At 60.0% G+C, this 26,914-nt stretch carries 21 protein-coding genes and 2 tRNA genes; 8 read left to right on the forward strand and 15 right to left on the reverse strand.

Annotated elements, in window-relative coordinates; genetic code table 11:
• Positions 1-76 precede the first annotated feature (76 nt).
• Both ACTJLA_RS10225 and ACTJLA_RS10230 read right to left on the reverse strand, forming a co-directional pair.
• On the reverse strand, positions 77-781 hold the full coding sequence (locus ACTJLA_RS10225; protein ID WP_003192227.1) for a YebC/PmpR family DNA-binding transcriptional regulator: 705 nt from the start codon (positions 779-781) through the stop codon (positions 77-79).
• 109 nt (positions 782-890) lie between these two features.
• A complete protein-coding gene (locus ACTJLA_RS10230; protein ID WP_089042222.1) occupies positions 891-2,216 on the reverse strand; it encodes an MFS transporter in 1,326 nt (441 codons plus the stop codon).
• A gap of 258 nt (positions 2,217-2,474) precedes the next feature.
• On the opposite strand from ACTJLA_RS10230, the gene ACTJLA_RS10235 reads away from it, so the two are divergent.
• Positions 2,475-3,365, forward strand: a complete 891-nt coding sequence (locus ACTJLA_RS10235) for a LysR substrate-binding domain-containing protein (RefSeq protein WP_034127935.1) — start codon at positions 2,475-2,477, stop codon at positions 3,363-3,365.
• On the opposite strand, the gene ACTJLA_RS10240 is transcribed toward ACTJLA_RS10235, so the two are convergent.
• Positions 3,341-4,195, reverse strand: coding sequence for a LysR substrate-binding domain-containing protein (locus tag ACTJLA_RS10240; protein ID WP_034127936.1), 855 nt, complete (start codon positions 4,193-4,195; stop codon positions 3,341-3,343). The genes ACTJLA_RS10235 and ACTJLA_RS10240 overlap by 25 nt on opposite strands.
• Before the next feature lie 112 nt (positions 4,196-4,307).
• Between ACTJLA_RS10240 and ACTJLA_RS10245 the strand changes: the two genes are divergently transcribed.
• From ACTJLA_RS10245 to ACTJLA_RS10255, 3 genes are all read left to right on the forward strand, one after another.
• Complete coding sequence (locus ACTJLA_RS10245; RefSeq protein WP_314550280.1) at positions 4,308-5,432, forward strand: 2-aminoethylphosphonate--pyruvate transaminase; 1,125 nt, start codon at positions 4,308-4,310, stop codon at positions 5,430-5,432.
• A 97-nt stretch (positions 5,433-5,529) separates the two neighbouring features.
• Positions 5,530-6,357, forward strand: coding sequence for a phosphonoacetaldehyde hydrolase (gene phnX, locus ACTJLA_RS10250; RefSeq protein ID WP_054917363.1), 828 nt, complete (start codon positions 5,530-5,532; stop codon positions 6,355-6,357).
• A gap of 114 nt (positions 6,358-6,471) precedes the next feature.
• Positions 6,472-7,026: a cytochrome b gene (locus tag ACTJLA_RS10255; RefSeq protein ID WP_072446094.1), complete on the forward strand. Its 555-nt coding sequence runs from the start codon at positions 6,472-6,474 to the stop codon at positions 7,024-7,026.
• Positions 7,027-7,082: 56 nt separating this feature from the next.
• Here the strand turns inward: ACTJLA_RS10255 and ACTJLA_RS10260 are convergent, their stop codons facing one another.
• Both ACTJLA_RS10260 and ACTJLA_RS10265 read right to left on the reverse strand, forming a co-directional pair.
• Positions 7,083-8,036, reverse strand: a complete 954-nt coding sequence (locus ACTJLA_RS10260) for a 1-aminocyclopropane-1-carboxylate deaminase/D-cysteine desulfhydrase (RefSeq protein WP_440841180.1) — start codon at positions 8,034-8,036, stop codon at positions 7,083-7,085.
• Positions 8,037-8,092: 56 nt separating this feature from the next.
• On the reverse strand, positions 8,093-10,132 hold the full coding sequence (locus ACTJLA_RS10265; protein WP_314550288.1) for an NADPH-dependent 2,4-dienoyl-CoA reductase: 2,040 nt from the start codon (positions 10,130-10,132) through the stop codon (positions 8,093-8,095).
• A 211-nt stretch (positions 10,133-10,343) separates the two neighbouring features.
• Here ACTJLA_RS10265 and ACTJLA_RS10270 point away from each other — a divergent pair, with 211 nt between their 5' ends.
• Positions 10,344-11,474, forward strand: coding sequence for a carbon-nitrogen hydrolase family protein (locus tag ACTJLA_RS10270; protein ID WP_034127941.1), 1,131 nt, complete (start codon positions 10,344-10,346; stop codon positions 11,472-11,474).
• Positions 11,475-11,478: 4 nt separating this feature from the next.
• Positions 11,479-12,513: an AraC family transcriptional regulator gene (locus ACTJLA_RS10275; RefSeq protein ID WP_034127942.1), complete on the forward strand. Its 1,035-nt coding sequence runs from the start codon at positions 11,479-11,481 to the stop codon at positions 12,511-12,513.
• Between the two features lie 366 nt (positions 12,514-12,879).
• On the opposite strand, the gene ACTJLA_RS10280 is transcribed toward ACTJLA_RS10275, so the two are convergent.
• Positions 12,880-13,671, reverse strand: a complete 792-nt coding sequence (locus ACTJLA_RS10280) for a DUF2242 domain-containing protein (protein ID WP_034127943.1) — start codon at positions 13,669-13,671, stop codon at positions 12,880-12,882.
• A gap of 88 nt (positions 13,672-13,759) precedes the next feature.
• The gene (locus ACTJLA_RS10285; RefSeq protein WP_173647455.1) at positions 13,760-14,659 is read right to left on the reverse strand and encodes a LysR family transcriptional regulator; all 900 of its coding nucleotides are present in this window, start codon (positions 14,657-14,659) and stop codon (positions 13,760-13,762) included.
• A gap of 118 nt (positions 14,660-14,777) precedes the next feature.
• On the opposite strand from ACTJLA_RS10285, the gene ACTJLA_RS10290 reads away from it, so the two are divergent.
• Complete coding sequence (locus ACTJLA_RS10290) at positions 14,778-15,959, forward strand: MFS transporter (RefSeq protein WP_054917370.1); 1,182 nt, start codon at positions 14,778-14,780, stop codon at positions 15,957-15,959.
• Between the two features lie 118 nt (positions 15,960-16,077).
• Positions 16,078-17,421 (forward strand): Na+/H+ antiporter NhaA, encoded by a 1,344-nt coding sequence (nhaA, locus tag ACTJLA_RS10295; protein ID WP_034127946.1) that lies wholly within the window; start codon positions 16,078-16,080, stop codon positions 17,419-17,421.
• A gap of 177 nt (positions 17,422-17,598) precedes the next feature.
• Here nhaA and ACTJLA_RS10300 read toward each other — a convergent pair whose 3' ends face one another.
• The 8 genes from ACTJLA_RS10300 to ACTJLA_RS10335 form a co-directional block, all read right to left on the reverse strand.
• Positions 17,599-19,473: a SurA N-terminal domain-containing protein gene (locus ACTJLA_RS10300; RefSeq protein ID WP_103299422.1), complete on the reverse strand. Its 1,875-nt coding sequence runs from the start codon at positions 19,471-19,473 to the stop codon at positions 17,599-17,601.
• Between the two features lie 228 nt (positions 19,474-19,701).
• Positions 19,702-19,974: an HU family DNA-binding protein gene (locus ACTJLA_RS10305; RefSeq protein WP_003174819.1), complete on the reverse strand. Its 273-nt coding sequence runs from the start codon at positions 19,972-19,974 to the stop codon at positions 19,702-19,704.
• Positions 19,975-20,123: 149 nt separating this feature from the next.
• Positions 20,124-22,520, reverse strand: a complete 2,397-nt coding sequence (gene lon, locus ACTJLA_RS10310; protein ID WP_034127948.1) for an endopeptidase La — start codon at positions 22,518-22,520, stop codon at positions 20,124-20,126.
• 189 nt (positions 22,521-22,709) lie between these two features.
• The gene (gene clpX / locus ACTJLA_RS10315) at positions 22,710-23,993 is read right to left on the reverse strand and encodes an ATP-dependent Clp protease ATP-binding subunit ClpX (RefSeq protein WP_003192254.1); all 1,284 of its coding nucleotides are present in this window, start codon (positions 23,991-23,993) and stop codon (positions 22,710-22,712) included.
• A 112-nt stretch (positions 23,994-24,105) separates the two neighbouring features.
• Positions 24,106-24,741 carry an ATP-dependent Clp endopeptidase proteolytic subunit ClpP gene (gene clpP, locus ACTJLA_RS10320; protein ID WP_003192255.1) on the reverse strand — a complete coding sequence of 212 codons (636 nt, stop codon included), beginning with the start codon at positions 24,739-24,741 and terminating at the stop codon, positions 24,106-24,108.
• A 91-nt stretch (positions 24,742-24,832) separates the two neighbouring features.
• Entirely contained in the window at positions 24,833-26,143 is a 1,311-nt protein-coding gene (gene tig, locus ACTJLA_RS10325; RefSeq protein ID WP_054917375.1) for a trigger factor, read from the reverse strand.
• A 401-nt stretch (positions 26,144-26,544) separates the two neighbouring features.
• Positions 26,545-26,620: transfer RNA gene (locus ACTJLA_RS10330), tRNA-His, on the reverse strand.
• 77 nt (positions 26,621-26,697) lie between these two features.
• Positions 26,698-26,782, reverse strand: a tRNA-Leu gene (locus ACTJLA_RS10335).
• Between the last annotated feature and the right edge of the window lie 132 nt (positions 26,783-26,914).

Consider the following 26,914-nt stretch of genomic DNA (forward strand, 5'->3'; position numbering starts at 1 on the left):
TACATCTGTTGACTGTCACACCGCATTCGCGAGCAAGCCCGCTCCCACATATTACCCGCGTGTACTCAGATAGAAATCAGCCCGCCAGGCCGACAAACATATCCTGCACATCATCATGGTTGTCCAGGCCTTCCAGGAACGCCTCGACTTCAGCCATCTGCTCATCGGTCAAACCGCTGACCGGGTTCTTGGAGATATAGCCCAGCTTGGCCGACAGCACGGTAAAACCCTGCTCCGGCAAGGCTTTCTGCACGGCATCCAGGTCGGTGGTTTCGGTAATGAACAAGGTGGCGCCTTCTTCACCCTCTTCAAAGTCCTGGGCACCGGCTTCGATGGCGGCCATTTCTGGATCGGCGTCTGGCGTGTCCGGTGATGCTTCGATCAGGCCCACATGGTTGAAATCCCAGGCCACCGAACCGGAAGCGCCCAGTTGGCCCTTGCGGAAGGCCACGCGGATTTCCGCCACGGTGCGGTTGATGTTGTCGGTCACGCACTCGACGATCAAAGGCACCTGGTGCGGCGCGAAACCTTCGTAGGTCACGCGGTGGTATTGCACGGTCTCACCGAGCAGACCGGCGCCCTTTTTGATCGCGCGGTCCAGGGTTTCCTTGGGCATCGAGGCTTTTTTGGCCTGTTCCACCACCAGGCGCAGGTGCGCGTTGGTCGCGGTATCGGCGCCGTTGCGGGCGGCGATGGTGATTTCTTTCACCAGCTTGCCGAAAATCTTGCCCTTGGCATTGGCTGCCGCTTCTTTATGTTTGACTTTCCACTGTGCGCCCATGACTCACTCTCTTATTTCCATCGCGCCGAAACGTCTACTGGCCGGCGCTTTGGGGGCAGAGTTTATAGCGCGAGAACGCTTCGTTCCACCAAAAAACCGGCCAGGGGACTCAGGTGCGCAAGGGTTTGATCACCGCATTGCGGTCCGGCACAAAATCCCCGGCCTGGGCCAGTACGGCGGGCCTGGCATTCCAGTAGGGCATCAGCACCAGCGACGAAAACAGTGCCGCACCGGCAAACACAATAAATACCGTAACGGTATCGAAATAGCCTGGCAGCAAACCACCCAGGATCGCTCCCACCGAACCGCAGCCGTTGACAAAGCCCGCAGCGGTAGCGCCGGCCTTGGCGGTGCCGAAGTCGATGGCCGCCGTGCTGCTGATCATCGAGTCCGGCCCATACAGCGTCAGCCCCATGACAAACAGCAACGTCATCACCAGCACCACACTGCCGGTGTGCAGCGCGCCCATAAACAACGCCAGGGCAACCGTCAGCGCCAACAGGCTGAGCACGCAGGCGGGCATGCGCCGAGCACCGAACAGTTTGTCGGAGGCCAGGCCGATCAACACCGGCCCCAATAAACCGGCCAGCTCAAACGCGGTGGGCACGATGGCGGCACCGACCTTGCCCACCGACGGCATCTGCTCGTAGACGATCACCGGCCCCCACAACAGAATCGCGTAGCGCGCCGGCTTGAGCAGGAAGTAAGCCAGCCCCAGGGTCAACACCGTACGGTTGCGCAGGATCGCGCGAAGGGGTTCGAGTACGCTCACGCGCTGTTCGGCGGCCAACTGCTCGGCGCTCAGCACCGGCTCGGGCTCGACTGTCGGCAAGCCCACATCCTGCGGGGTATTGCGCTGGAACATAAAGAAGAGCACGGCCACCACCGCGACCACTGCGGCGCTGGAAATAAACGCCGCATGCCAGCTGCCGATCAGCGTATAAGCCCACCAACCGGCAAACGGTGACGCGACCAACCCGCCAAATGCATAACACGAACTCCACAGCCCCAGCACCCGCCCCCGCTGCTGGGCCGGGAAGAAACTACCGAGGTTCTTGCACAACCCCGACCAGCCAGTGGACTGGGCCAAGCCCTGTACCAACATGCAGGTGACAAAAATCGGCAAAGTGGCAAAGGTGCCCATCACCAGCGCCGCGCCTGCGGAAATCAACAAGCCACCGAGCACCACTACCCGTGGCCCGAAGCGGTCTGCAAGCATGCCCCAGGTGAACTGGCCCACCGCATACGCTGCGAGATAGAGGCCATCCAGGTTAGCCATCGTCATTTTGTCGAGGGGGAAACTCGGGTCGTCGCCAATCCCCAGCTTTGCCACCGAAAAGGCTTTGCGGGTGAAATAGAACGCGGCGTACGCTAGCCAGGTAATGGCGAAAATCTGCACGCGCCAACGCTTGATACTACCCATAGGGATATTCATGGTGGTTCTGACCTCAGGTGTGAGTGTGCCGGCAGAATCGAAAGAAAACGCCTGTTGTTCTTATGGTTGAGCACTGCAATGCCGGGCCTTGGATAGCGCGGTATTGGTCAGATGGGTGCGATGTGCCCGCGCCCATGGCCGCCGTGGTTGTAGGACTCAACCTACGGCGGCTGAGGTGCATCAAAACAATGGCTGACTCATAGGTAAAATCGATTTATCGTATTTCAAATATAAGCTCAGGTTTTAAGAGGACGTACCATGTCGGTTTCCCATGCCCAGCTCAAAGCCTTCCATGCGGTGGCCATTCACGGCAGTTTTACCGGGGCTGCAGAACGGCTGTTCCTGACCCAGCCTGCGATTTCCGACCAGGTGCGCAAACTTGAAGAGCGCTTCGGCGTATTGCTGTTTCACCGCAACAAGCGTTCGGTGCGCCTGACCGATCTGGGTGAACGCCTGCTGGGTATCACCCAGCGCCTGTTTGTGATCGAGGCCGAAGCCGAAGAGTTGCTGCAGGACTCGCGCGCTCTGCTCACCGGTACTCTCACCTTGGCAGTGGATGCGCCCGTGCACGTCCTGCCGCAGATTGCGCGCTTCTGCCAGCGCTACCCTGGGATCAGCGTAAAAATCGAAACCGGCAATACCGATGAGTCGCTGTCGCGCCTCTACAACTACCAGGCCGACCTGGCGCTGTTGGGGCGCGATGTCGATGATGTGCGCCTGTTGTCAGTGCCGCTGCCCGACGACCAACTGCTGGCTTTTGTCGCACGGGACCATGCCTGGGCCGGGCGCGAGTCGATCTGCCTGGCCGACCTCGATGACACCCCGCTGGTACTGCGGGAAACCGGCTCGGTCACCCGTCAGACCCTGGAGCAGGAAATGCGCCAGGCCGGCCTGCGCATTCGTCCGGCGATCCAGGTGGAAGGCCGCGAGGCCGCCCGTGAAGCCGTGGTGGTAGGGATTGGCGTGGGCGTGGTGTCGGCGGCAGAGTTCGGTGCCGATGCACGGGTGTACGCCATGCCGATCCGCGATTGCACCCAACGCATGAAAGAAACCCTGGTGTGCCTGAAAGAGCAGAGTTCACGCCGTGTGGTCGCGACCTTTCTGGAGATCGTGCGTGAAAGCCTTCACGCCAACTCGAAAAACGCCTGAATCAATCGCAGCGAGCGACGGCGCTCCATGCAGCCGAGCATATGCCGATTCAGCAGGCCATCGCCGAGGATCGGCACCGCCTGCACACGCGGGTCCGGGCTGACCTCCATCGACGACACCACGCCCACGCCCAACTCTGCCGCCACCGCCTCGGCCACAGCTTCCCGACTGTCCAGTTCCAGCAGCACTTTGGGCTGCACATTCGCCGCCAGGCAGGCGTCGTCAAAGGTGCGGCGGGTGGTGGAACTGGGCTCGCGCAGCACCATGATCACCTCATGCAACTGCGCCAATTCAATACCGTCGGGCTGCTTGGCCCACGGGTGTGCGGCCGGCACCAAGGCGCAAATCCGTGACTGGTCCAAGGGTTGCAAGTGCAGGCCATTGCGCGGTTCCACCTCGGTGAGCACCGCCACGTCCGCATGTTCGGACAGCAACGCCGCCAGGGTTTCCTGGGCATTGCCCAAACGCAGGTTCACGGTAATGCCGGGGTAGCGCGCACGCAGGCTGGCGATCATCGGCATCACCAGGTGGGGGCCATCCGCCGCCACTTCCAGGCGCCCGGTGAGCAACTGGCGGTTGGCCTCCAGCAGGGTTTGCGCCTCGTCGACCAACCCGAAGATAGCCCGCGTGATGGCCGCCAGGCGTGCGCCCTCCTCGGTCAATTCCACCCGACGTGCGGTGCGGCGCAACAGCGGGATCTGGTAGTGCTCCTCAAGCGCCTTGATATGCCCGGTCACCGCCGGCTGGCTGATAAACAGCCGAGCCGCCGCGCGGGTAAAACTGCCCTCACGGGCCACGGCATCGAATGCACGCAGTTGGAAGAGATTCATAGCTATCGGCCTCACTGATAGCTCGCATAACAACAAACAATTTGATTGATGACAAGCCAAACTGCAATTTAGGCGCCGTAGCTTGAACCCCAACACCTTGCGAGGATTTGACATGCCCACTGCCGCGCCGATCCTGTTGACCCCCGGCCCCCTGACCACCTCGAACCGCACCCGCCAGGCGATGATGACGGACTGGGGCTCGTGGGACGACCGCTTCAACCAGCTCACAGCCAGTGTGTGCAGCCAGTTGCTGGCGATCCTCAACGGCGCCGACAGCCACCACTGCGTGCCGTTGCAAGGCAGCGGCACCTTCGCCGTCGAAGCCGCGATCGGCACCTTGGTCCCCTGCAATGGCAAGGTGCTGGTGCTCATCAACGGCGCCTACGGCAAACGCCTGGCGAAAATCTGCGAGGTGCTTGGCCGCGCATTCAGCACCTTTGAAACCGCCGAAGACGAGCCCACCACTGCCGCCGATGTGGATCGTCTGTTGCACGCCGACAGCGCCATCACCCATGTCGCGCTGATCCATTGCGAAACCAGTACCGGCATTCTCAACCCGTTGCCGCAGATCGCCGAGGTGGTCAAACGCCACGGCAAGCGCCTGATCATCGACGCCATGAGTTCCTTCGGCGCGCTACCGATTGATGCCCGCGAAATCCCCTTCGACGCGCTGATCGCCGCCTCGGGCAAATGCCTGGAAGGCGTACCGGGCATGGGCTTTGTCTTTGCGGAAAAACACGCACTGGCCGCGGCACAGGGCAACTGCCATTCCCTGGCGATGGACCTGTTCGACCAGCACAGCTACATGACCAAAACCGGCCAGTGGCGCTTCACCCCGCCGACCCACGTGGTCGCCGCCTTGCATGAAGCGCTGCTGCAGTACGCCGAGGAAGGCGGCCTGCCCGCCCGTCACCAGCGCTATGCAAATAACTGCCAGGCCTTGCTGGACGGCATGGCCGAACTGGGCGTGCGCAGTTTTCTACCGGCGGCTATCCAGGCGCCGATCATTGCCACCTTCCACGCCCCCGACGATCCTCGCTATCAGTTCAAAGCGTTCTACGAACGGGTCAAGGCCAAGGGTTTCATTCTGTACCCGGGCAAATTGACCCAGGTGGAAACCTTTCGCGTGGGCTGCATCGGTCACGTCGACGCGGCCGACATGCGCGCAGCCGTCAAGGCCATCGCCGAGGTGCTGCAAGAAATGTGCAGGAGCGAGCTTGCTCGCGAAGAGTGTTAACGAAAACGCGGGCATCCTGAGTTAACGCGGCGCCTGGATGTTTTTCGCGAGCAAGCTCCTACATAGATGAATGTTATTACCCCACAGGATCTGAACCATGAACTATCAAAACCCCAACACCCTCCAGGCCGTTATCCTCGACTGGGCTGGCACCGTGGTCGATTTCGGCTCCTTCGCCCCCACGCAGATTTTTGTCGAGGCCTTCGCCGAGTTCGACGTGCAGGTGTCGATCGAGGAAGCCCGTGGCCCGATGGGCATGGGCAAGTGGGACCATATCCGTACGCTCTGCGACCAGCCGCAGGTTGCCGAACGCTACCGCAAGGCGTTCGGCCGCACGCCCACCGACGACGACGTGACCGCCATCTACCAGCGCTTCATGCCGCTGCAGATCGAGAAGATCGCCGAACACTCGGCCCTGATCCCCGGCGCCCTCGACACCATTGCAGCGCTGCGCGGCCAAGGCATCAAGATCGGCTCCTGCTCTGGCTACCCCAAGCAGGTGATGGACAAGGTCGTGGCCCTGGCCGCCACCAACGGCTACGTCGCCGACCATGTCGTGGCCACTGACGAAGTGCCCAACGGCCGACCATGGCCGGCCCAGGCGTTGGCCAACGTGATAGCCCTGGGCATTGATGATGTGGCGGCCTGCGTGAAGGTCGACGACACCGTGCCGGGCATTCTCGAAGGTCGCCGTGCCGGCATGTGGACCGTGGCCCTGACCTGCTCGGGCAATGCGCTGGGCCTCACCTACGAGCAATTCCGCGCCCTGGACACCGACACACTGGCCAGCGAACGCCAGCGCATCGAAGCGATGTTCGAAGCTTCACGCCCACACTACCTGATTGACACCATCACCGATCTGCCACAGGTCATCAGTGACATCAACCAGCGCCTGGCCCGCGGGGAAATGCCGCAGGCCTACTGACCGAGGTCAAGACAACGGCATTGGCAACAAGCGCAGCGCTCAAAACAGGCATAGAGTTAATGCACTCCATCGCTAAAGAATGGAGGTATGCCCTGATGAGTGAGGAACACAGCGATGCCGTGGAAAAATTCCGATACACGCTACAGCACCATGTCGATTGCGTTGCACTGGTTGATGGTGGTGCTGCTGGCGGTGGTCTACGCCTGCATTGAACTGCGCGGCCAATTCCCCAAAGGCAGCGGCGCACGCACGCTGATTGTGGAAATGCACTTTATGCTCGGCCTTACCGTGTTTGTGCTGGTATGGCTGCGCCTGTTCGCACGCAGCCTGGGGGTGGCGCCGAAGATCGTGCCGGCACCGCCGCAATGGCAAAGCCTGCTGGCGACACTGATGCACGCTGCGTTGTACGCGTTGATGATCGGCATGCCGATTGCCGGCTGGTTGATCGTCAGCGCCGAAGGGCACTCGGTGATGTTCTATGGGATGGAGTTGCCGCCGTTGATTGGGGAAAACAAGGCACTGGCCAAGGAGATTGAAGGCTGGCATGTGCTGTTTGGCCAGATCGGGTACTGGCTGATCGGGCTGCACGCGGTGGCGGGGATCTTTCATCATTACGTGATGCGCGATAACACGGCGCTGCGCATGATGCCGGGTGGGAGGAGGCTTTAACCCAGCCAATTAGCTCCCCTGTGGGAGCGGGCTTGCCCGCGAAGGCGGTGTGTCAGTCACAGTGCCTCTTGCTGCAAGACCGCTTTCGCAGGCAAGCCAGCTCCCACAAGGGGTTTGCGCCAGTCGCTGAAGCCTCGGCGGCCTTGCAGGCCGCCGGTATGGATGAAGATCAGGCGCATGCCGGGGGCAAAGCGTCCGGCCTCGATCTGCTGTTTCAACGCCAGCAGCGCCTTGCCGGTGTAAAGCGGTTCCAGCGGTAGACCGCACGCTTGTTCGGTGCGCTGAATGAAGTCGAGCAACAGTGGATCGGCTTTGGCAAAGCCGCCGCGACTGGCGTCCAGCAATGTATAACCGTCCTGCACGATGGCACTCACGTTCTGCGCCACACCGTGGTCATCCGGCACCGCCAGGGCGCCATATACCGGATGCGCGCCCGCCTCCGCCAGTGCCAGCCCGGCCAGTGTCGTGCCGGTACCCGCCGCCAACCACCAAGCGTCGTAATCGCTCCAACCGAGGCTGTCCAGTTGCGCCCGCGCCTGCTCGACCAACACGCCACAGCCCTGCGCACCGGCCAGCCCGCCGCCGCCTTCGGGTATCGGATGAAAGCCAGGATACTGCTCGCGCCAAGGCAACCAGAAACCCGCTTCATGCCGTGCCCTATAACCGCCATAACCGAGCCAATGCAGTTGCATGCCAAACGCTTTGAGGTCGAGAACCGTGGGGGTGTCTTGAGGATGGCCCCGCAGCAGGCCGACCGTGGAGAAACCAAAGCGCTTGCCCGCCGCCGCCAGCGCATGCAAATGGTTGGAGTACGCACCGCCGAGACTCATCACCCCGGTGGCTCCAGCGTGTCGGGCCTTGGCCAGGTGCTCGGTGAGCTTGAACCACTTGTTGCCACTGATCAGCGGGTCGATACAGTCCAGGCGCAGCACGGCCAACTCGACTCCGTTCAGCCAGTCCAGGTGCAAGGGTTCAAGGGGCGCGTGAGGAAGCCAGTCGAAAGGGCCCATCGGCAGGTATCTGAATGAAAAGAGGGCGGTAGTCTAACACCGCCCCTCTTGGCGCCTTACAGCTCTGCAGCCAGGCGCGAGCCCTGGTTGATGGCGCGCTTGGCGTCCAGTTCGGCCGCCACATCGGCGCCGCCGATCAGGTGCACGTTCTGGCCGGCGGCGACCAGGCCGTCGTGCAATTCGCGCAGCGGGTCCTGGCCGGCACAGATGACGATATTGTCCACCGCCAGGACTTGCGGCTCGCCCTCGGCGCCGATGCGGATATGCAAGCCTTCATCGTCGATCTTCAAGTACTCGACGCTGTTGAACATCTGCACCTGCTTGTTCTTCAAACCGGTGCGGTGGATCCAGCCCGTAGTCTTGCCCAGGCCATCGCCCACTTTGGAAGCCTTGCGTTGCAGCAGGAACACTTCACGGGCCGGCGCGTGGCGCTCGGGTTTGATCCCGGCCACGCCACCACGGGCTTGCAGCTGAGTGTCGATGCCCCATTCTTTCCAGAACGCCTCACGATCCAGGCTGGTGGATACGCCTTGGTGGACGAGAAATTCAGACACGTCAAAACCGATGCCGCCGGCGCCGATCACCGCCACGCGCTTGCCCACCGGCTTGCGCTCGAGGATCACTTCCAGGTAACTCAGGACCTTGGCGTTGTCGACACCGGGAATCGCCGGGGTACGCGGTGCGATGCCGGTGGCCAGGATCACTTCGTCATAACCGCCCGCTACCAGTTGCGCAACGTCGACACGGGTGTTGAGGCACAGCTCGACGTGGGTGGTCTGCAATTTGCGTTTGAAATAACGCAGGGTCTCGAAGAACTCTTCCTTGCCCGGCACGCGCTTGGCGATATTGAACTGGCCGCCGATCTCGCTGGCGGAGTCGAACAAGGTCACCTGATGCCCGCGCTCTGCGGCCACGGTAGCCGCGGCCAAACCCGCAGGGCCTGCGCCGACGACCGCGACCTTTTTGATCTGCTTGACCGGCAAGTAATTGAGCTCGGTTTCGTAGCACGCCCGCGGGTTGACCAGGCAGGTGGTGAGCTTGCCGCCAAAGGTATGGTCCAGGCATGCCTGGTTGCAGCCGATACAGGTATTGATCTCATCGGCGCGCCCGGCGGCGGCCTTGTTGACGAACTCGGGGTCGGCGAGAAACGGCCGCGCCATCGAGACCATATCGGCGTCGCCTTCGGCCAGGATCTGCTCAGCAATTTCCGGGGTGTTGATGCGGTTGGTGGTGATCAGCGGAATCTGTACCGAACCGCGCAATTTGGCCGTGACTTTACTGAACGCACCACGGGGTACCTTGGTGGCGATGGTCGGGATACGTGCTTCGTGCCAGCCGATACCGGTGTTGATGATCGTCGCGCCGGCCTGTTCGATGGCCTTGGCCAACTGCACGATTTCTTCCCAGACACTGCCGCCTTCCACCAGGTCGAGCATCGACAGGCGGAAGATGATAATGAAGTTCGGGCCTACGGCTTCGCGTACGCGGCGCACGATTTCCACCGCCAGACGCATGCGATTTTCAAAGCTGCCGCCCCAACGGTCGGTGCGATGGTTGGTATGGGCAGCGAGGAACTGGTTAATGAAGTAGCCTTCGGAACCCATGATTTCGACGCCGTCATACTCGGCGACCTGGGCCAGCAGCGAGCAGGTGACAAAATCCTGGATCTGCTTTTCGATGCCCTCTTCATCCAGTTCCTTGGGCTTGAACGGGTTGATGGGCGCCTGGATAGCGCTCGGTGCCACCTGCTTGGGGCTGTAGGCGTAACGCCCGGCGTGGAGGATCTGCATGCAGATCTTGCCACCCGCGTCGTGCACGGCTTGGGTAACGATCTTGTGCTTGCGCGCCTCTTCTTCGGTGGTCAGCTTGGCTGCACCGGCGTACACGCCGCCTTCATCATTGGGGCCAATGCCGCCAGTGACCATCAGGCCTACGCCGCCACGGGCGCGCTCGGCAAAATAGGCCGCCATACGCTCGAAACCGCCGGGCTTTTCTTCCAGGCCGGTGTGCATCGAACCCATCAGGGTACGGTTGCGCAAGGTGGTGAAACCCAGGTCCAACGGGGCCAGCAGGTGCGGGTAGGCAGCAGCGGTCATGGTACAGCTCCACAACGGATCATCACGGGACGTGGCGCACTCGAACGGCGTGCCATCGGTTTATGTCCCACAGACTAAGAGGCGGTGGACCACGGCTCAATGACTGAAACTGACAAGTTATTGATCCAAATGCACAGCGCCCCTTGGCAAGCCACGCCATGGGCCCTACCCTAGTCGCGAACCCTGCACCTGGTCTGTTGTCTGTTGCCCCATGCGTAAACTTCTAGCGTTCACCGTCATCATGGCCCTGGTTGCCTCACTCGCCGCGTATCTGGTCTGGACCCAGGAGCGCCCCGTGGCGCATTACCTGTCCGACCTGCGCATCACCCTCGCCGTCAACGAGGGCGAACCAGCCGACCGGGGCAACCTGCTGGGTATCCAGCCGGAACTGTTCCCTGCCGATTACCAGAGCCTGGAACGCCTGCACCTGAAGCTGTCGGCCTACCTGCAAAATGCCCGGGACCTTGGGTTGATCAATGCCAAGACCGTTGTGGTGCTGCCGGAACATATCGGCACTTGGCTGATGCTCGGCGGAGAAAAGAATGAGCTGTACCAGGCCGCTCACCTCAAGGACGCCATGAACTGGCTGTCGATCAGCAACCCGCTGCAATTTGCCAAAGCCTGGATCAGCGCCACTGGCGACAACCGCATGGACGATGCGTACCTGCGCATGAAAGCCCCCGCCATGGCCCGCGACTATCAAGTGTTGTTTGGCGGCCTCGCCAAAGAATTTGGCGTGACCCTGGTGGCCGGTTCCATCGCCCTGCCCAACCCGAGCGTGATCCAGGGGCAACTGGAGATCGGCCACGGCGCGCTGTACAACGCCAGCGTGGTGTTCGCCGCCGACGGCTTGCCGCTGGGCCAGCCGCAGCGCCAGCTTTACCCGATCTACGATGAACGTGGCTTTATCGAACCTGGCGATGAGCATGTCGTCAACGTTGTCGATACCCCCGCCGGGCGCCTGGGCATTCTGGTCGGCAGCGACAGCTGGTACCCGGACAACTACCGCAAGCTCAACGAGCAAGGCGCGCAATTGATCGCGGTACCCGCTTTTGTCACCGGCCGCGATACCTGGGACCGTCCGTGGCGCGGTTTCAAGAGTGTGTCTACGCCCTCAGAAGTGAGCCTCAAGCCTGAAGAAACCAGTGAGGGCGCGGCCTGGCGTCGCCTTACCCTGATCAGCCAGCCGCCTGTCAGCGAAGCCACCGCGGGCATGAGCGTCTTTCTGCGCGGACAATTCTGGGACCTGGGCAGCGCCGGCCAAAGTTTTCTCAGCCGCAATGGGCAAGTCTTCGCCGATGGCGACGCCCATGGTGCGCGCCTGCTGAATATCTGGCTGTAGCGCCGTGAAGCCGGTGCGCCTGGGGGACCTGTCGGTGGGCTTCGTGCACACCCTGGCCGACGCCATCCACAGCCACGGCCTGGACCCACAGCCCCTGCTGCTGCAATACGGCCTCGATCCAGCTCGCCTGGCTGAGGCCGGCGCACGCTTGTCGATCCCGCGCTACATGCGCCTGGGCCACGCGGCCATCCAACTGACCGGCAACCCCGGCCTCGGTCTGCGTATGGGCCAGCTCAGCCGCTTGAGCCAGGCTGGTCTTGCCGGCGTTACTGCCGCCCAAGCGCCCACCGTGCGCGAAGCGGCACGCACGCTCACACGCTTTGAAGCACTGTACGGCTCCAACTATCGCGGGCAATCAAGCTTTCATGAAGACGCCGAAGGCGCGTGGCTGAGGTTTTATTCCATCAGCCCCTACAACACCTATAACCGCTTTGTGGTGGATTCGATCATCGCCGGCTGGCTGCAGCAATTGTCTGGCCTGGCCCAACAGCCGGTGCAGGCCCAGCGCATTGAAATCGAATTCGACGCGCCGGACTACCACGACCACTACAGGGTGCTGGGAGAGGGCGTGGTCCACTTCGGCGCCGAGGTCAATCAACTGCGCCTCAGCCAACCCACCCTGGCGCTGCGCAACCCGCAGCATTGCCCAAGCACCTGGCACCTGTTGCTACAGCTGTGTGAAAGGGAATTAGAGCAGTTGACCCGCACCCGCAGCCTGCGCGAGCGCATTACCCGGTTGCTCGGGCCGATGCTCAATGGCGGCCGGGAACCCGACCTGGAGGAAGTGGCGGCACGCTTGAAGCTGCCAACCTGGACATTGCGGCGCAAACTGGCCGAGGAAGGCACGCAGTTTCGCGCGATCCTCAATGACACCCGTCGCGACCTGGCCATGACCTACATTCGCGATACGGAACTGGCGTTCGGCGAGATCGCCTACTTGCTCGGTTTTGCTTCGGCCCAAGCCTTCCAAAGGGCCTTCAGGCGTTGGAACAACCAGACCCCAGGGGAATTTCGCCGCAGTCAGCGCCACTCCGCCTGAAGTCGGTGCTACAGCTCGGTGGCATCGTCGGCAGGATCCAGTGGGTCTAGCTCGAATGCCTGATACTCCAGCAGCTCTTCCTGGTAATCGTCCATGGTGGACTCCTTTTCGTGTTGAAAGCGGTTGCAGATTAATGACCTGCGAACCCAGCCTAAAGTGCCGTCATGACGAAAAAATGTCGACGTCGTGACATTCCTGCTCTTCAGGATTAAACGTAGCGGCGATCACTGGATTTAACTCAACCGCAACCTCGATCAAAATGTGGGAGCGGGTTTGCTCGCGAAAGCGGTGGGTCATTGAACACACTTGGCGACTGTTACACCGTATTCGCGAGCAAGCCCGCTCCCACATCAGAACAGCATTGCGTTACTGCGCAGGCATCGGAAGCGGTGGAATCGCTTCCGTCGGCGCCGGCAGGGACGGATCAGTCGGCGCCGGTGCAACCGGAGCAGGCTCTGTCACCGGGGCAATCGGTGCAGCCTCAGGTGGCGGCGCAAGCGGCTCTGCAGCGGCAGGCGCTACAGGCACATCCTTCGGCGCTTCGACCTTCTCGGCTGCCGGAGCGGTCTTGGGCTCGGGCACGCCGAGGTCGGCCTTGGGCTGCTCGGGGATATGCTCGGCCTGCTTTACTTCCTGCGGCAGGAACACGTCCACCAACGCGAAGTAACGCTCGTAGAACTTCGGTGCAGAGACGGTCTCGCTCGCCACCTTCACCATCGAGTCGTCGGTGGAGCCAATCGGCATCGACACCGAGCCCAGCACGCCCACACCGAGGCTCGCGGAGTTGTTGACCTTCTTCAGCGCATAACGGTCCTGCAAGGCGTTGGCAAACATCGTCGAGTGATTGCTGCCCTTGCCATCAGCAGCGCACACCACATTGAAACTGATCTGCAGATGGGTCTCGCCGGTCTGCTGGAAGCTCTTGTTGCCGGCCACCAACTTCGGATCGCTGCTGGTGATGATGTAGCCCTGGCTCAGCAGGGCACGGCGCGCAGCTTCACAGGCCGCCACATCGCTGACCGGGTAATCGCGGGAAAACGTACCGGAATCGTCGAAATTCTCATGTTCATAGATAGCGGTCTTGGGTGACGAGCAGCCCGCGGCGCCCGCCAGCACCAGCGCCAACCCGAGATTGCGCAAGTGAAATGATGTCGACATTGAAAATCCTGAAGAAAACGGTCCGGACGGTATTGTGCAACAGAACGCGACATTGAAGCGCGATTCCTGTCGGTAAAACATCTCAAGCTCAGACAGCGGCGTCAGTAGGAAAAAGCCCGGCGCACATATGATCGATAAAGGCCCGCAGCTTGGCCGAAGCATGGCGACTGGCCGGCCACAGCAACCAGAAACTGCCGCGATGTTCGAGGTGCTCATCCAGCACCCGTCGCAAACGCCCATGCTGTACGGCCTGGTTGACCATGTAGTCCGGCAGGCACGCAATGCCCAGTCCTTCTTGCACCACATGATTGAGGGACTCGATGGTGGTGCTGACCAGCGGTGCGCGCAGGTTCAGTTCGGAAGCCCCCGGGACATGACGCAGCGGCCAAGGCTCCAGCTTGCCGGTGGCGCAGAATTTGTGCCGCAGGCAGGCGTGATGATTCAGGTCCTGGGGCCGATGGGGGGTGCCGTGCTGGTCGAAGTAGCCGGGCGTACCGACGAGGACCAACTGGTAATGCCCTAGATGGCGCATCATCAAGCGCGAATCTTCTGGCTTACCGGTGCGAATCACCGCGTCGAAGCCCTCCTCTATCACATCCACCATGCGATCGGAAAAATCCACATCCAACTCGATGTCCGGGTAGGCACGCATAAAATCGCTGATCACCGGCATCAACAAACCACGCACTTGGGGCACACTGATCCGCAGCTTGCCGCGAGGCTTGGCAGTGACCTCAGTCAATTCCTGTTCGGCCGCTTCCAGCTCCGCCAGGATGCGCCGCGAACGTTCCAGGAACAGCGCGCCCTCGCTGGTCAGAGTGATGCTGCGGGTGCTGCGATGAAACAACCTGACGCCCAGGCGCTCTTCCATCCGCGCAATGCTTTTACCCACAGCCGACGATGACACGCCCAGTGCGCGGCCCGCAGCGGTGAAGCTAAGCGTTTGCGCGACCTGCACAAAAACCGAGAGGCTGCCCAGATTGTCCATGGTGATGCCTTTGCCGATTGCGGACATCAACGTCCGATAAGTTCGGAACCTTAGCCTGTTTTTCCGCGCCTCGCAGCCCCCTACCCTTGGCTCCTTGACCCTTTCAAGGAGAGCCCCGATGAACGACAGCCCCCAATTGATCGATACAGCCCCCCACGCTGAACCGCTGCCACTGGCCGGTTTGCTGGCGTTGGCCTGCGCCGGCTTTATCACCATCCTCACCGAGGCAATGCCCGCCGGTTTGTTACCGCAAATCGGTGCTGGGCTCGGGGTCTCCCAGGCTCTGGTCGGGCAACTGGTAACGCTCTATGCGCTCGGCTCGTTGCTCGCCGCTATCCCGCTGACATTGCTGACCCGGGGTTGGCGCCGGCGGCCGTTGCTGTTGATCGCCATCGGCGGCTTTGCAGTGGTTAACAGTGTCACCGCCTTTTCCAGCCACTATGGCTTGACCTTGGCTGCACGATTTTTCGCCGGTGTGTTCGCGGGCTTGCTGTGGGCCTTGCTGGCGGGTTACGCCAGCCGTATGGTCGCACCTCATCTGCAGGGCCGGGCGATTGCCGTGGCCATGCTGGGTGCGCCGCTGGCCTTGTCCCTCGGCGTGCCCGCCGGCACCCTGCTGGGTACGCTGGTCGGATGGCGCGCCAGTTTTGCCATCATGACTGGCCTGACCCTGTTACTGCTGGTATGGGCGCGTTGGCAACTGCCGGATTTTGCCGGTGAACCGCCAAGCAAACGCCTCGGCTTACGTCAGGTACTGGCGTTGCCAGGCATACGGCCGGTGCTCTGGGTGACCTTTACCTACGTGCTCGCACATAACATTCTCTATACCTACATCGCCCCTTTGCTGGTGCCCGCCGGTATCGGCCGCGAGATTGATCGCGTGCTGCTGGTGTTCGGCCTGATGGCCCTGCTGAGTATCTGGCTGGTAGGCGTCTGGATTGACCGGCACCTGAGGCTACTGACCCTCATCAGTTGTGCGATGTTCGCCGTTGCGGCCCTGCTGCTCGGACTATGGTTCAACTGCGTAGTCGCCATTTACGTCAGCGTGGCGTTGTGGGGGCTCGCCTTCGGTGGCCTCCCAGCGCTATTGCAAACCGCGCTGGCCAAGTCGGCTGGCAACTCGGCCGATGCCGCCCAATCGATGTTGGTCACGGTATGGAACCTGGGCATCGCCGGAGGTGGATTAGTGGGCGGGCTCTTGCTCGAACGTTGGGGCGTCGTGGCATTTCCATGGGCAGTTCTAGGATTGATCGTGTTGGCGCTGGGCGCAATCCGGGGTAAAGCGCTGCCCGCGCGATGACAAGTTTGTTTACAACTTATTCCTCACCTTCCTATCATCGCCCCTGGGTGCGTTGTTGCATAAAGCACGGCGCAGGTTAAAAGCCAAGCATTGGTCGGGCCGCCAATGGAGATTTGTCGTGCCTGATAAACACCCCGCCATCCCCCGCCCCCAGCGCTTGACTGAGGGCGCGCTGTCCGCCCTTGAGCGCTTTTCACACATCGAAGCCGTCAGCGGGATCGTGCTGCTGCTGGCCGCCATCGTCGCGCTGGTGTGGGCCAACAGCCCCGCCGCCGCGACCTACGAGCATTTCTGGAACACGCCCATCACCCTCGGGCTGGGTGATTACAGCGTGTCGCGCTCCCTGCATTTTCTGGTAAATGACGGGCTGATGACCATTTTCTTTCTGGTGGTCGGTGCCGAGATCCGCCAGGAAATCAAAGACGGCGCCCTCGCCAACCTGAAGCTGGCCACGCTGCCCTTGGGCGCGGCGTTGGGCGGTGTGCTGATGCCCGCACTCATCTACACCCTGCTCAACCACGACACCGCCGCGGCGAGTGGCTGGGCAGTCCCCACCGCGACCGACATCGCCTTTGCCGTGGGTGTGCTTGCGCTGCTGGGCAAATCGATTCCCAGTGGCGTACGCATCCTGCTGTTGGCCTTGGCGATCATCGATGACATCGTGGCGATCCTGATCATCGCGATCTTTTTCACCGCCAGCCTCGACTACATGGGCTTGGTGATTGCTGCCGGCGGGCTGGCCCTGGTGTTGGTGTTCCAACGCATGGGCATCAGCAAGGCGGCGATCTACCTGCTGCCAGGCGCTATCGTGTGGTTTGGCCTGCTCAAGACCGGCGTGCACCCAACGCTCGCCGGGGTGATCCTTGGCTTGATGACCCCCGTCAATTCCAAGCCCACGCGGGAACGCCCGCTGGAAACCATCGAACGCACCTTCAACGAGCTGATGGACCGGTTCTCGCAGCCAGCCGAAGGGACCCAGCAAGTCGCCACGCCCCTCAAGCAATTGCGCGAAGCTCAACGGGAAATACTGCCGCCGGTGCAGCGTGTTCAATCGGCGCTGCACCCCTGGGTAGCGTTCGGCGTGATGCCGCTGTTTGCATTGGCCAACGCTGGTGTGAGCCTGGACGGTTTCAATCTGGATGACCCGCTGGCCCACGGTGTGTTCATGGGCGTCATCTTCGCCCTGGTGCTCGGCAAGCCTCTGGGCGTGATGCTGGCGAGCCTGGCGCTGGTCAAGCTCAACATCTGCAAGCTGCCGGACGGTGTGACCTGGACGGGCGTTGGCCTGGTCGGCCTGCTGGCGGGGATCGGTTTCACCATGTCGATCTTTATCTCGTCCCTGGCATTTTCCGACCCGGCCCTGCTGTCGGCTGCGAAGCTGAGCGTATTGGCGGCTTCAACCCTGGCGGCGGTAATCGGGTTGACGTGGGGCAAGCTCAAGTTTGCTGCCAAGCCTATCTGAGGCAGAGCACCAACCTGTGGCGAGGGAGCTTNCCTAAAAAGCCGGGACTGCTGCGCAGTCAACGGGAGCAAGCTCCCTCGCCACAGTGACAGTCCCATTTAACTGAGTAGCCGCTTTATCAAGGGCAAAAAAAGACCCCGGCCTTTTCAGGTCGGGGTCTTTTTATTCAGGCCGGCATCAATACTTCTTGATGTCTGCCTGGGTTTCCAGCTGCTTGCGGTAGGCCGCGAAGTCCTGCTGGCCAATACGGGAAGCGAGGAAGCGGCGGTATTGCGCCTTTTCTTCGTCCGTAGGGGCCGCCGCTTCGTTCACACCGTTCAAGCGCACGATCACCAGGCTGCCATCGCGCAGGGTCACGGTGGTGAAGGTCGGCTTGTCCTTGGCCACAGGCTTGGGCATGCGGAACAAGGCTTGCAGCACGGCCGGGTCGATGGAGTCCTGACCACGGGTAGCTGCCTCAGTCACCTTCCAGGCCTGGCCGTCAACCGGCTGGTCCAGCGCGGTCTTGCCATCACGCAGGCTGGCGATCAACTCGTCGGCATGGGCTTTGGCGGCAGCGCTCGCGCGCTCCTTGGTCATCTGGGTGCGAATGGCCGCAGCGACGTTCTCCAGCGGCAACTGGGCCGGCTTGAGATGCTCTTTGGCACGCAGCACGATGATGGTTTCCGGGTCCAGCTCGATAGCGCTGCTGTTGGCACCTTCATCCAGCACTTCCGGGCTGAAGGCTGCAGTGACCACGGCACGGTTGGCCGCAACACCTTCGCCACCTTCACGGCCAAACGGCGCGGAAGTGTGGACGGTCAGCTTCAGGTCAGACGCCGGCTGGGCCAGGTCAGAGGCTTCGAATGCCGCATCTTCCAATTGCTTGGTCGCTTCGACAAAACGCTGTTCAACCTGCTGTGCCTTGAGCTCGCGGGTCAGCTTGTCTTTCAGGCTGGCGAACGATGGCACCTCAGGCGCTTCAACGCCCAGCAACTTGATCAGATGCCAACCGAAGGTAGTGCGCACTGGCGCCGACACCTGGTCTTGCTTCAAGCCGTACAGCGCGGTTTCGAAGTCCGGGTCATAAACGCCAGGGCCGGCAAAGCCGAGGTCACCGCCATTGTTGGCCGAACCTGGGTCCTGGGAGAACTCCTTGGCCAGGGCTTCGAACTTCTCACCCTTGGCCAGGCGCGCCTGGATGTCTTCGATCTTGGCCTTGGCTTGCGCCTCGGTGACCTTGTCGTTGACTTCAATCAGGATATGCGCGGCACGACGCTGTTCAGCGAGGTTGGCGGTTTCCTTCTCGTAGGCAGCCTGCAGCTCATCGTCCTTGACGCTGACCTGGTCGAAGAAGGAAGACTTCTTCAACTCCAGATAGTCGATGACCACCTGGTCCGGGGTCATGAACTCTTTGGCGTGCTGGTCGTAGTAGGCCTTGACCTCGTCGTCGGTGAGTTTCACCGCCGCAGGGTCAGCCTTGATGTTGACGGTAGCGAAGTCGCGGGTCTGTTTTTCCAGACGGGCAAATGCCAGCACCTCGGCGTCGGTCACAAAACCGCTGCCGGCGATGCCTGCGCGAACCTGGCCGATCAGCATTTCCTGGGTCAGCATTTGACGGAATTGCATGCGGCTATAGCCCAGCTGACGGATCACCTGGTCAAAGCGTTCGGCGTTGAACTTGCCGTCCACCTGGAATTCCGGCGTCTGCAGGATCACCTGGTCCAGCGCCGCTTCCGAGAAGCCGAACTTGGAATCGGCAGCACCTTGCAGCAGCAGCTTGCGGTCGATCAGGCCCTTGAGGGCAGCATCGCGCAGCAGTTTTTCGTCCAGCAGGGAAGCATCGAAATCCTTGCCCAACTGTTGCATCAGCTGGCGCCGTTGCATATCGACGGCCTGGCTCAGTTCGGTCTGGGTGATTTCTTCACCATTGACCTTGGCCACGTCCTGCTTGTTATTACCCGAAGCCTGGAAAATGGCTTCGATACCGGTGAACGCCATCAAAGCGACGATGATCCCGATAATGGTCTTGGCAATCCAGCCTTGTGAATTGTCCCTGATATTTTGCAGCATGCGTCCCCCAGAAACGGTTGAACTTCAAAAATTAGGCAACCGTGGAGCGTGGGTAGAGTCCGGATAGAAGAAAGGCGCATCCGAGGATGCGCCTTCTCGTAACTGGCGGAGCGGACGGGGGTTCGAATCTGCACCCCCGGCGTGGCGACCCGATACGTGGGTCAGCTACCGCTCCGCTGCCAGGCCAGACCTGCGTCCGACCCGGGTAAGCAAAGGCTTGAACGAAGCTTAGTTAACGGCTTCTTTCAGGGCTTTACCGGCTTTGAAACCTGGTTTCTTGGCAGCAGCGATTTGCAGTGCTTTGCCGGTCTGTGGGTTACGGCCAGTGCGAGCTGGGCGGTCAGTCACAGAGAAAGTACCGAAGCCTACCAGTACCACGGAGTCGCCGGCCTTCAGAGCGCCAGTGACGGATTCGATTACTGCGTCCAGCGCACGGCCAGCAGCAGCTTTCGGGATATCAGCGGATGCAGCGATAGCATCAATCAGTTCCGACTTGTTCACTCTAAGTCCCCTTATATATCTATTGAGTATGATTCTAAGTTTTTTGGTAAAAAGCAAAACCAGTGCTGAATGGCCTACAGACACTTAAGAGCCGCTTTATAACAAGGGCTCTAAAAAGCTGTCAAGGAAGCCCCCCAGGCTCCAACACATTAATGCGTGCTAATTCTTTCCTTGGAATCGGACTCGCGTTTTTCGTCCTTCGCGACTATCTCCGGGACCACATCCGGCAAGGGCTCCGGCGCGTATTGCAGCGCAATTTGCAGGACCTCGTCAATCCATTTAACCGGTTTAATCTGAAGATCCTGCTTGATATTGTCAGGAATTTCCTTCAAGTCGCGAACATTCTCTTCAGGAATGATCACGGTCTTGATTCCACCCCGGTGCGCAGCGAGTAATTTCTCTTTCAGACCACCGATCGCCAATACCTGACCACGCAGGGTAATTTCCCCGGTCATCGCCACATCGGCGCGTACAGGAATGCCGGTCAACGCTGATACCAGCGCCGTGCACATGCCTACGCCAGCGCTAGGGCCGTCTTTAGGGGTCGCCCCTTCCGGCATGTGGATATGGGTGTCGTGCTTCTCGTGGAAGTCCAGCGGGATGCCCAGGCTGCGGGCGCGGCTGCGCACCACGGTCTGCGCGGCGGTAATGGATTCGACCATCACGTCCCCCAGGGAACCGGTCTTGATCAATTGGCCTTTGCCCGGAATCACCGCAGCTTCGATGGTGAGCAATTCGCCACCTACCTGAGTCCACGCCAAACCAGTCACCTGGCCGACCTGATCCTGTTGCTCGGCCAGGCCGTAGCGGAATTTCTTCACGCCCAGGAAGTGTTCCAGGGAATCGGCAACTACCTTCACAGAGAAGCGTTTTTCCAGCGCGTGCTCCTTCACCGCCTTGCGGCAGATCTTCGCGATCTGGCGCTCAAGGCCCCGTACACCGGCCTCGCGGGTGTAGTAGCGCACGATGTCACGGATCGCCTCGACCTCGAATTCGATCTCGCCCTTCTTCAGGCCGTTGGCCGAAATCTGCTTGGGCGCCAGGTACTTGACGGCGATGTTGATCTTCTCGTCTTCGGTGTATCCCGGCAGACGAATCACCTCCATCCGATCCAGCAAGGCTGGCGGAATGTTCATGGAGTTGGAGGTGCACAAGAACATTACGTCAGACAAGTCGTAGTCGACTTCCAGGTAATGGTCGTTGAAATTATGGTTCTGCTCGGGATCAAGCACTTCGAGCAAGGCCGACGCCGGATCGCCACGCATATCGCTGCCCATTTTGTCGATTTCATCGAGCAGGAACAGCGGGTTGCGTACACCCACCTTTGTCATCTTTTGAATCAATCTTCCTGGCATCGAACCGATGTAGGTGCGGCGATGACCACGGATTTCCGCTTCGTCACGCACGCCACCCAAGGCCATGCGCACGAACTTGCGGTTAGTCGCGCTGGCAATCGATTCCGCCAGGGATGTTTTACCCACACCTGGAGGCCCGACCAGGCACAACACCGGCCCGCGGATTTTTTTCACACGCTTTTGCACGGCGAGGTACTCAAGGATGCGCTCCTTGACCTCTTCCAGGCCGTAATGGTCAGCGTCGAGGATCTCTTCAGCACGGGCCAGGTCCAGGCGCACCTTGGTCTGGGCTTTCCACGGCACTTGCACCAACCAGTCGATATACGAGCGCACCACGGTGGCTTCGGCCGACATCGGCGACATCTGCTTGAGCTTGTTCAGCTCCGCGGTGGCCTTGGTCAGGGCGTCTTTGGGCAGGCCAGCGGCATCGATACGCTTCTTCAGCTCTTCGATTTCGTTGTGGCCTTCCTCGCCGTCACCGAGTTCTTTCTGAATGGCCTTCATCTGCTCATTCAGATAGTACTCGCGCTGGCTACGCTCCATCTGCTTCTTCACACGGCCACGGATGCGTTTCTCAACCTGCAGCAGGTCGATTTCGCCATCCAGCAACGCCAGCACGTGTTCGACACGGGCCGACAGGTCGATGATTTCGAGGATGTCTTGCTTCTGCTCGATCTTCAGCGCCATGTGGGCGGCCATGGTGTCGACCAGGCGGCTTGGCTCATCAATGCTGTTGAGGGACGACAGGACTTCAGCCGGAACTTTCTTGCCCAACTGCACATACTGCTCGAACTGCGAGAGCAGGCTGCGCACGAACACCTCGGACTCCCGCTCCGGGGCTTCGACTTCGTCGATCAGCGCCACTTCTGCGCGCAGGTGGCCGTCCACCTCCATGAAACGCTCTACGGCGCCGCGCTGCTCACCTTCGACCAACACCTTGACGGTGCCATCGGGCAGTTTGAGCAATTGCAGGACAGTGGCAATGGTGCCGACGCGATACAGGGCATCTTCACCTGGATCATCATCAGCAGGATTCTTCTGGGCCAACAGCAGGATTTGCTTGTCGCCCGTCATCGCGGCCTCGAGGGCTTCGATAGACTTCTCGCGCCCCACGAACAGCGGGATAACCATGTGCGGATAGACGACGACATCACGCAACGGCAGGAGAGGCAATTCGATGGTTGTCTTCATGATTTCGCCTCTATGACAGTTCAAAAATAAGCTTGAAACCAAGATGGGGGTTACATGCAAAAAAAACAAGCTCAATGCCAGTAGTTAAACGCATGAATACACGCGAATTTAACCACCGCTCCGAGAAAAGCCCCCAAAAAAACAAGGGGCCCCTAGAGGCCCCTTGCTTGTACCGCAACTGCTGAACGCTTACGCGTCGGGTGCAGCCTTGGCAGCCGGCTCACTGTTTTCGTAGATATACAGTGGCTTGGACTTGCCTTCGATCACGCTTTCGTCGATCACCACTTTACTCACCTCGGACTGCGAGGGGATTTCGTACATGGTGTCGAGCAATACGCCTTCGAGAATAGAACGCAGGCCACGTGCACCGGTCTTGCGCTCCAGTGCCCGCTTGGCCACCGATTTCAGCGCGTCGGTACGGAACTCGAGGTCTACACCTTCCATCTCGAACAATTTGCCGTATTGCTTGGTCAGGGCGTTTTTCGGCTCGGTGAGGATCTGGATCAAAGCCGCCTCATCCAACTCGTCCAACGTGGCCAGGACCGGCAGACGGCCAACGAATTCCGGGATCAGACCGAACTTGACCAGATCGTCAGGCTCGACTTCACGCAGGGACTCCCCAACCTTCTTGCCTTCTTCCTTGCTACGCACTTCCGCACTGAAACCAATGCCGCCACGGGTGGAACGCTGCTGAATCACCTTCTCCAGACCGGAGAATGCACCGCCACAAATGAACAGGATGTTGCGTGTATCAACCTGAAGGAATTCCTGCTGCGGGTGCTTGCGGCCGCCTTGTGGCGGAACGGAAGCAACCGTGCCTTCGATCAGTTTCAACAGGGCCTGCTGCACGCCTTCACCGGAAACGTCCCGGGTGATCGACGGGTTGTCCGACTTGCGCGAGATCTTGTCGATCTCGTCGATGTAGACAATACCCATCTGGGCTTTCTCTACGTCGTAGTCGCACTTCTGCAGCAGTTTCTGAATGATGTTCTCGACATCTTCACCCACGTAGCCAGCCTCGGTGAGGGTGGTGGCGTCGGCGATGGTGAACGGAACGTTCAGCAGGCGAGCAAGGGTTTCTGCAAGCAGGGTTTTACCCGAGCCTGTAGGACCGATCAGCAAGATGTTGCTCTTGCCGAGTTCAACCTCGTCACCTTTCTTGTCACGCTGGTTCAAGCGCTTGTAGTGGTTGTACACCGCTACGGCCAGAACCTTCTTTGCACGCTCTTGACCAATGACGTACTGGTCAAGGATGCCGCTGATTTCTTTAGGCGAAGGTAATTTATGCGCACTGCTCTCGGCCTGGGCTTCCTGCACCTCCTCACGGATGATGTCATTGCACAGGTCGACGCATTCGTCGCAGATAAACACCGAGGGGCCGGCAATCAATTTGCGCACTTCATGCTGGCTTTTGCCACAGAAGGAGCAATAGAGCAGCTTGCCGTTGTCCTCGCCGTTGCGGGTGTCAGTCATTCGTTCGATCCAAATCCGATAGGCTTGCAACACAAGATGAAGGCTTATGCGGGCTTTTTCAAGCCCGCCAGTGGTCGGACATGCCGACCAGCCCTATTTTGAGCGGCTTATATTAAGCGGGGCGCTTGTCGATCACTGCGTCGATCAACCCGTATTCCTTGGCGGCTTCAGCGCTCATGAAATTGTCACGGTTGGTATCGCGCTCGATTTCTTCCAGGGTGCGCCCGCTGTGCTTGGCCATCAGCGTGTTGAGACGCTCACGAATGAAGAGGATTTCCTTGGCGTGGATTTCGATATCCGACGCCTGGCCCTGGAAACCGCCCAGCGGCTGGTGAATCATCACGCGCGAGTTCGGCAGGCAGAAACGCTTGCCTTCGGCACCCGCGGTCAGCAGGAAGGCGCCCATGCTGCACGCCTGGCCAATACAGGTGGTCGACACGTTTGGCTTGATGAACTGCATGGTGTCGTAGATCGACATGCCCGCAGTCACCGAACCGCCCGGTGAGTTGATGTAGAGATGGATGTCCTTGTCCGGGTTTTCCGCTTCAAGGAACAGCAATTGCGCACAAATCAGGTTGGCCATGTAGTCCTCTACCGGGCCAACCAGAAAGATCACTCGCTCCTTGAGCAGGCGCGAGTAGATGTCGTAGGCGCGTTCGCCACGAGCGGACTGCTCGACAACCATCGGGACCAGGCCGCCTGCGGCCTGGATATCAGAGTTCTGCTGAATATAGGAATTACGGAACATGCTCTGCAGTTACTCCCAAATAGTCATGTCTTGAAAACGCATAAGCCAGCGCGAGGCTGGCTTATGGTTGAATTTCCAACGAGTTGGACAATCAGTCGGCTTGTGCTGCTTCCGCCGGTTTGACTGCTTCTTCGTAAGAGACCGCTTTATCGGTCACCTTAGCCTTCTGCAGAACAGTATCCACAACTTGTTCTTCCAGCACAACCGAACGTACTTCGTTCATCTGCTGCTCGTTCTTGTAGTACCAAGCCACGACCTGCTCAGGCTCCTGGTAGGCCGAAGCCATTTCCTGGATCATTTCGCGAACGCGGTCTTCATCTGGCTTGAGGTCGAACTGCTTGACCACTTCAGCCACGATCAGGCCCAGCACAACGCGGCGCTTGGCTTGCTCTTCGAACAGCTCGGCCGGCAGTTGGTCAGGCTTGATGTTGCCACCAAACTGCTGAACCGCTTGAACGCGCAGGCGATCCACTTCGTTGGACAGCAGGGCCTTAGGCACTTCGATCGGGTTGGCGGCCAGCAGACCGTCCATGACCTGGTTCTTGACCTTGGACTTGATAGCCTGGCGCAGCTCACGCTCCATGTTCTTGCGAACTTCGGTGCGGAAGCCTTCGATGCCGGTTTCCTTGATACCGAACTGAGCGAAGAACTCTTCGTTCAGCTCTGGCAGCTTAGGCTCGGAAACGCTGTTGACGGTAACGGTGAACTCGGCGGCTTTGCCAGCCAGGTCCAGGTTCTGGTAGTCAGCAGGGAAAGTCAGGTTCAGAACGCGCTCTTCGCCGGCTTTGGCGCCAACCAGGCCGTCTTCGAAACCAGGAATCATGCGGTTGGAACCCAGCACCAGCTGAGTGCCCTTGGAGGAGCCGCCAGCGAAGACTTCGCCGTCAACCTTGCCAACGAAATCGATGTTCAGTTGGTCTTCGTTCTGGGCGGCACGGTCGGCCACTTCAAAACGAGTGTTCTGCTTGCGCAGGATTTCCAGCATGTTGTCCAGGTCCGAATCGGCCACTTCGGCGCTCAGACGCTCGATTTCGATACCGTCGAAACCGGCCACTTCAAATTCCGGGAACACTTCGAATACGGCAACGTATTCCAGGTCCTTGCCCGCTTCCAGGGACTTGGGCTCGATCGAAGGCGAGCCTGCCGGGTTCAGCTTTTGCTCGACAACGGCTTCGTAGAAGGAAGCCTGGATCACGTCACCTACAGCTTCCTGGCGCGCATCGGCACCAAAACGACGCTTGATTTCGCTCATAGGCACTTTGCCTGGACGGAAACCAGCGATCTTGGCCTTTTGGGCAGTCTGCTGCAGACGCTTGTTGACCGCAGTCTCGATACGCTCTGCCGGCACGGTGATGCTCAGGCGGCGCTCGAGAGCAGTAGTATTTTCAACAGAAACTTGCATGGATATTCCTCGTTGCACAGACATTAGCCGGCCATTTCCGACCCCAATCAAGGGCATGCATTCTAGTGGGTCAAACTCAAGAAGTCACCCTACTGAAAACACCGCGAAAAACAGCCGGCAATTTATCGGTACGAAAGCACTGAAGTACCTCGCCCCGGTGACAAATACAGCCAAATTGCGCCAGGGCTCTGCGCCGCCCCTCTCTATATATAGAAGGAACAACCATTCATCTCCCTGACGGCCCGCCCTGCGAACAAGGCGAGCAAGCAACGCGGCATCATCGAGATACATAAATACGACGACACGCCCTGCCGGGGCAGCCCAGCACCTGCAACCACCCAATCTCAAACCGCCAAAACCAAAAAAGGCGCCAGACTGTTAAATCTGGCGCCTTTCGAATATGGGGTGGACGAAGGGGATCGAACCCTCGACAACGGGAGTCACAATCCCGTGCTCTACCAACTGAGCTACGCCCACCATATTGCGTTAACAAAGAAACCAAACCACTTCTTTGTTGAGCCCTGCCCCGCCTGACGACCGGGAAAAGCTTTAATTGGTGCGGATGAAGAGACTCGAACTCTTACGCCTCGCGGCGCTGGAACCTAAATCCAGTGTGTCTACCAATTCCACCACATCCGCGCTTGAAGCTCTTAAAGCAAAGGCGCCAGACTGTTAAATCTGGCGCCTTTCAGAATATGGGGTGGACGAAGGGGATCGAACCCTCGACAACGGGAGTCACAATCCCGTGCTCTACCAACTGAGCTACGCCCA

Source organism: Pseudomonas sp. 22072, from assembly GCF_052046095.1.
Lineage (GTDB): Bacteria > Pseudomonadota > Gammaproteobacteria > Pseudomonadales > Pseudomonadaceae > Aquipseudomonas > Aquipseudomonas paracarnis.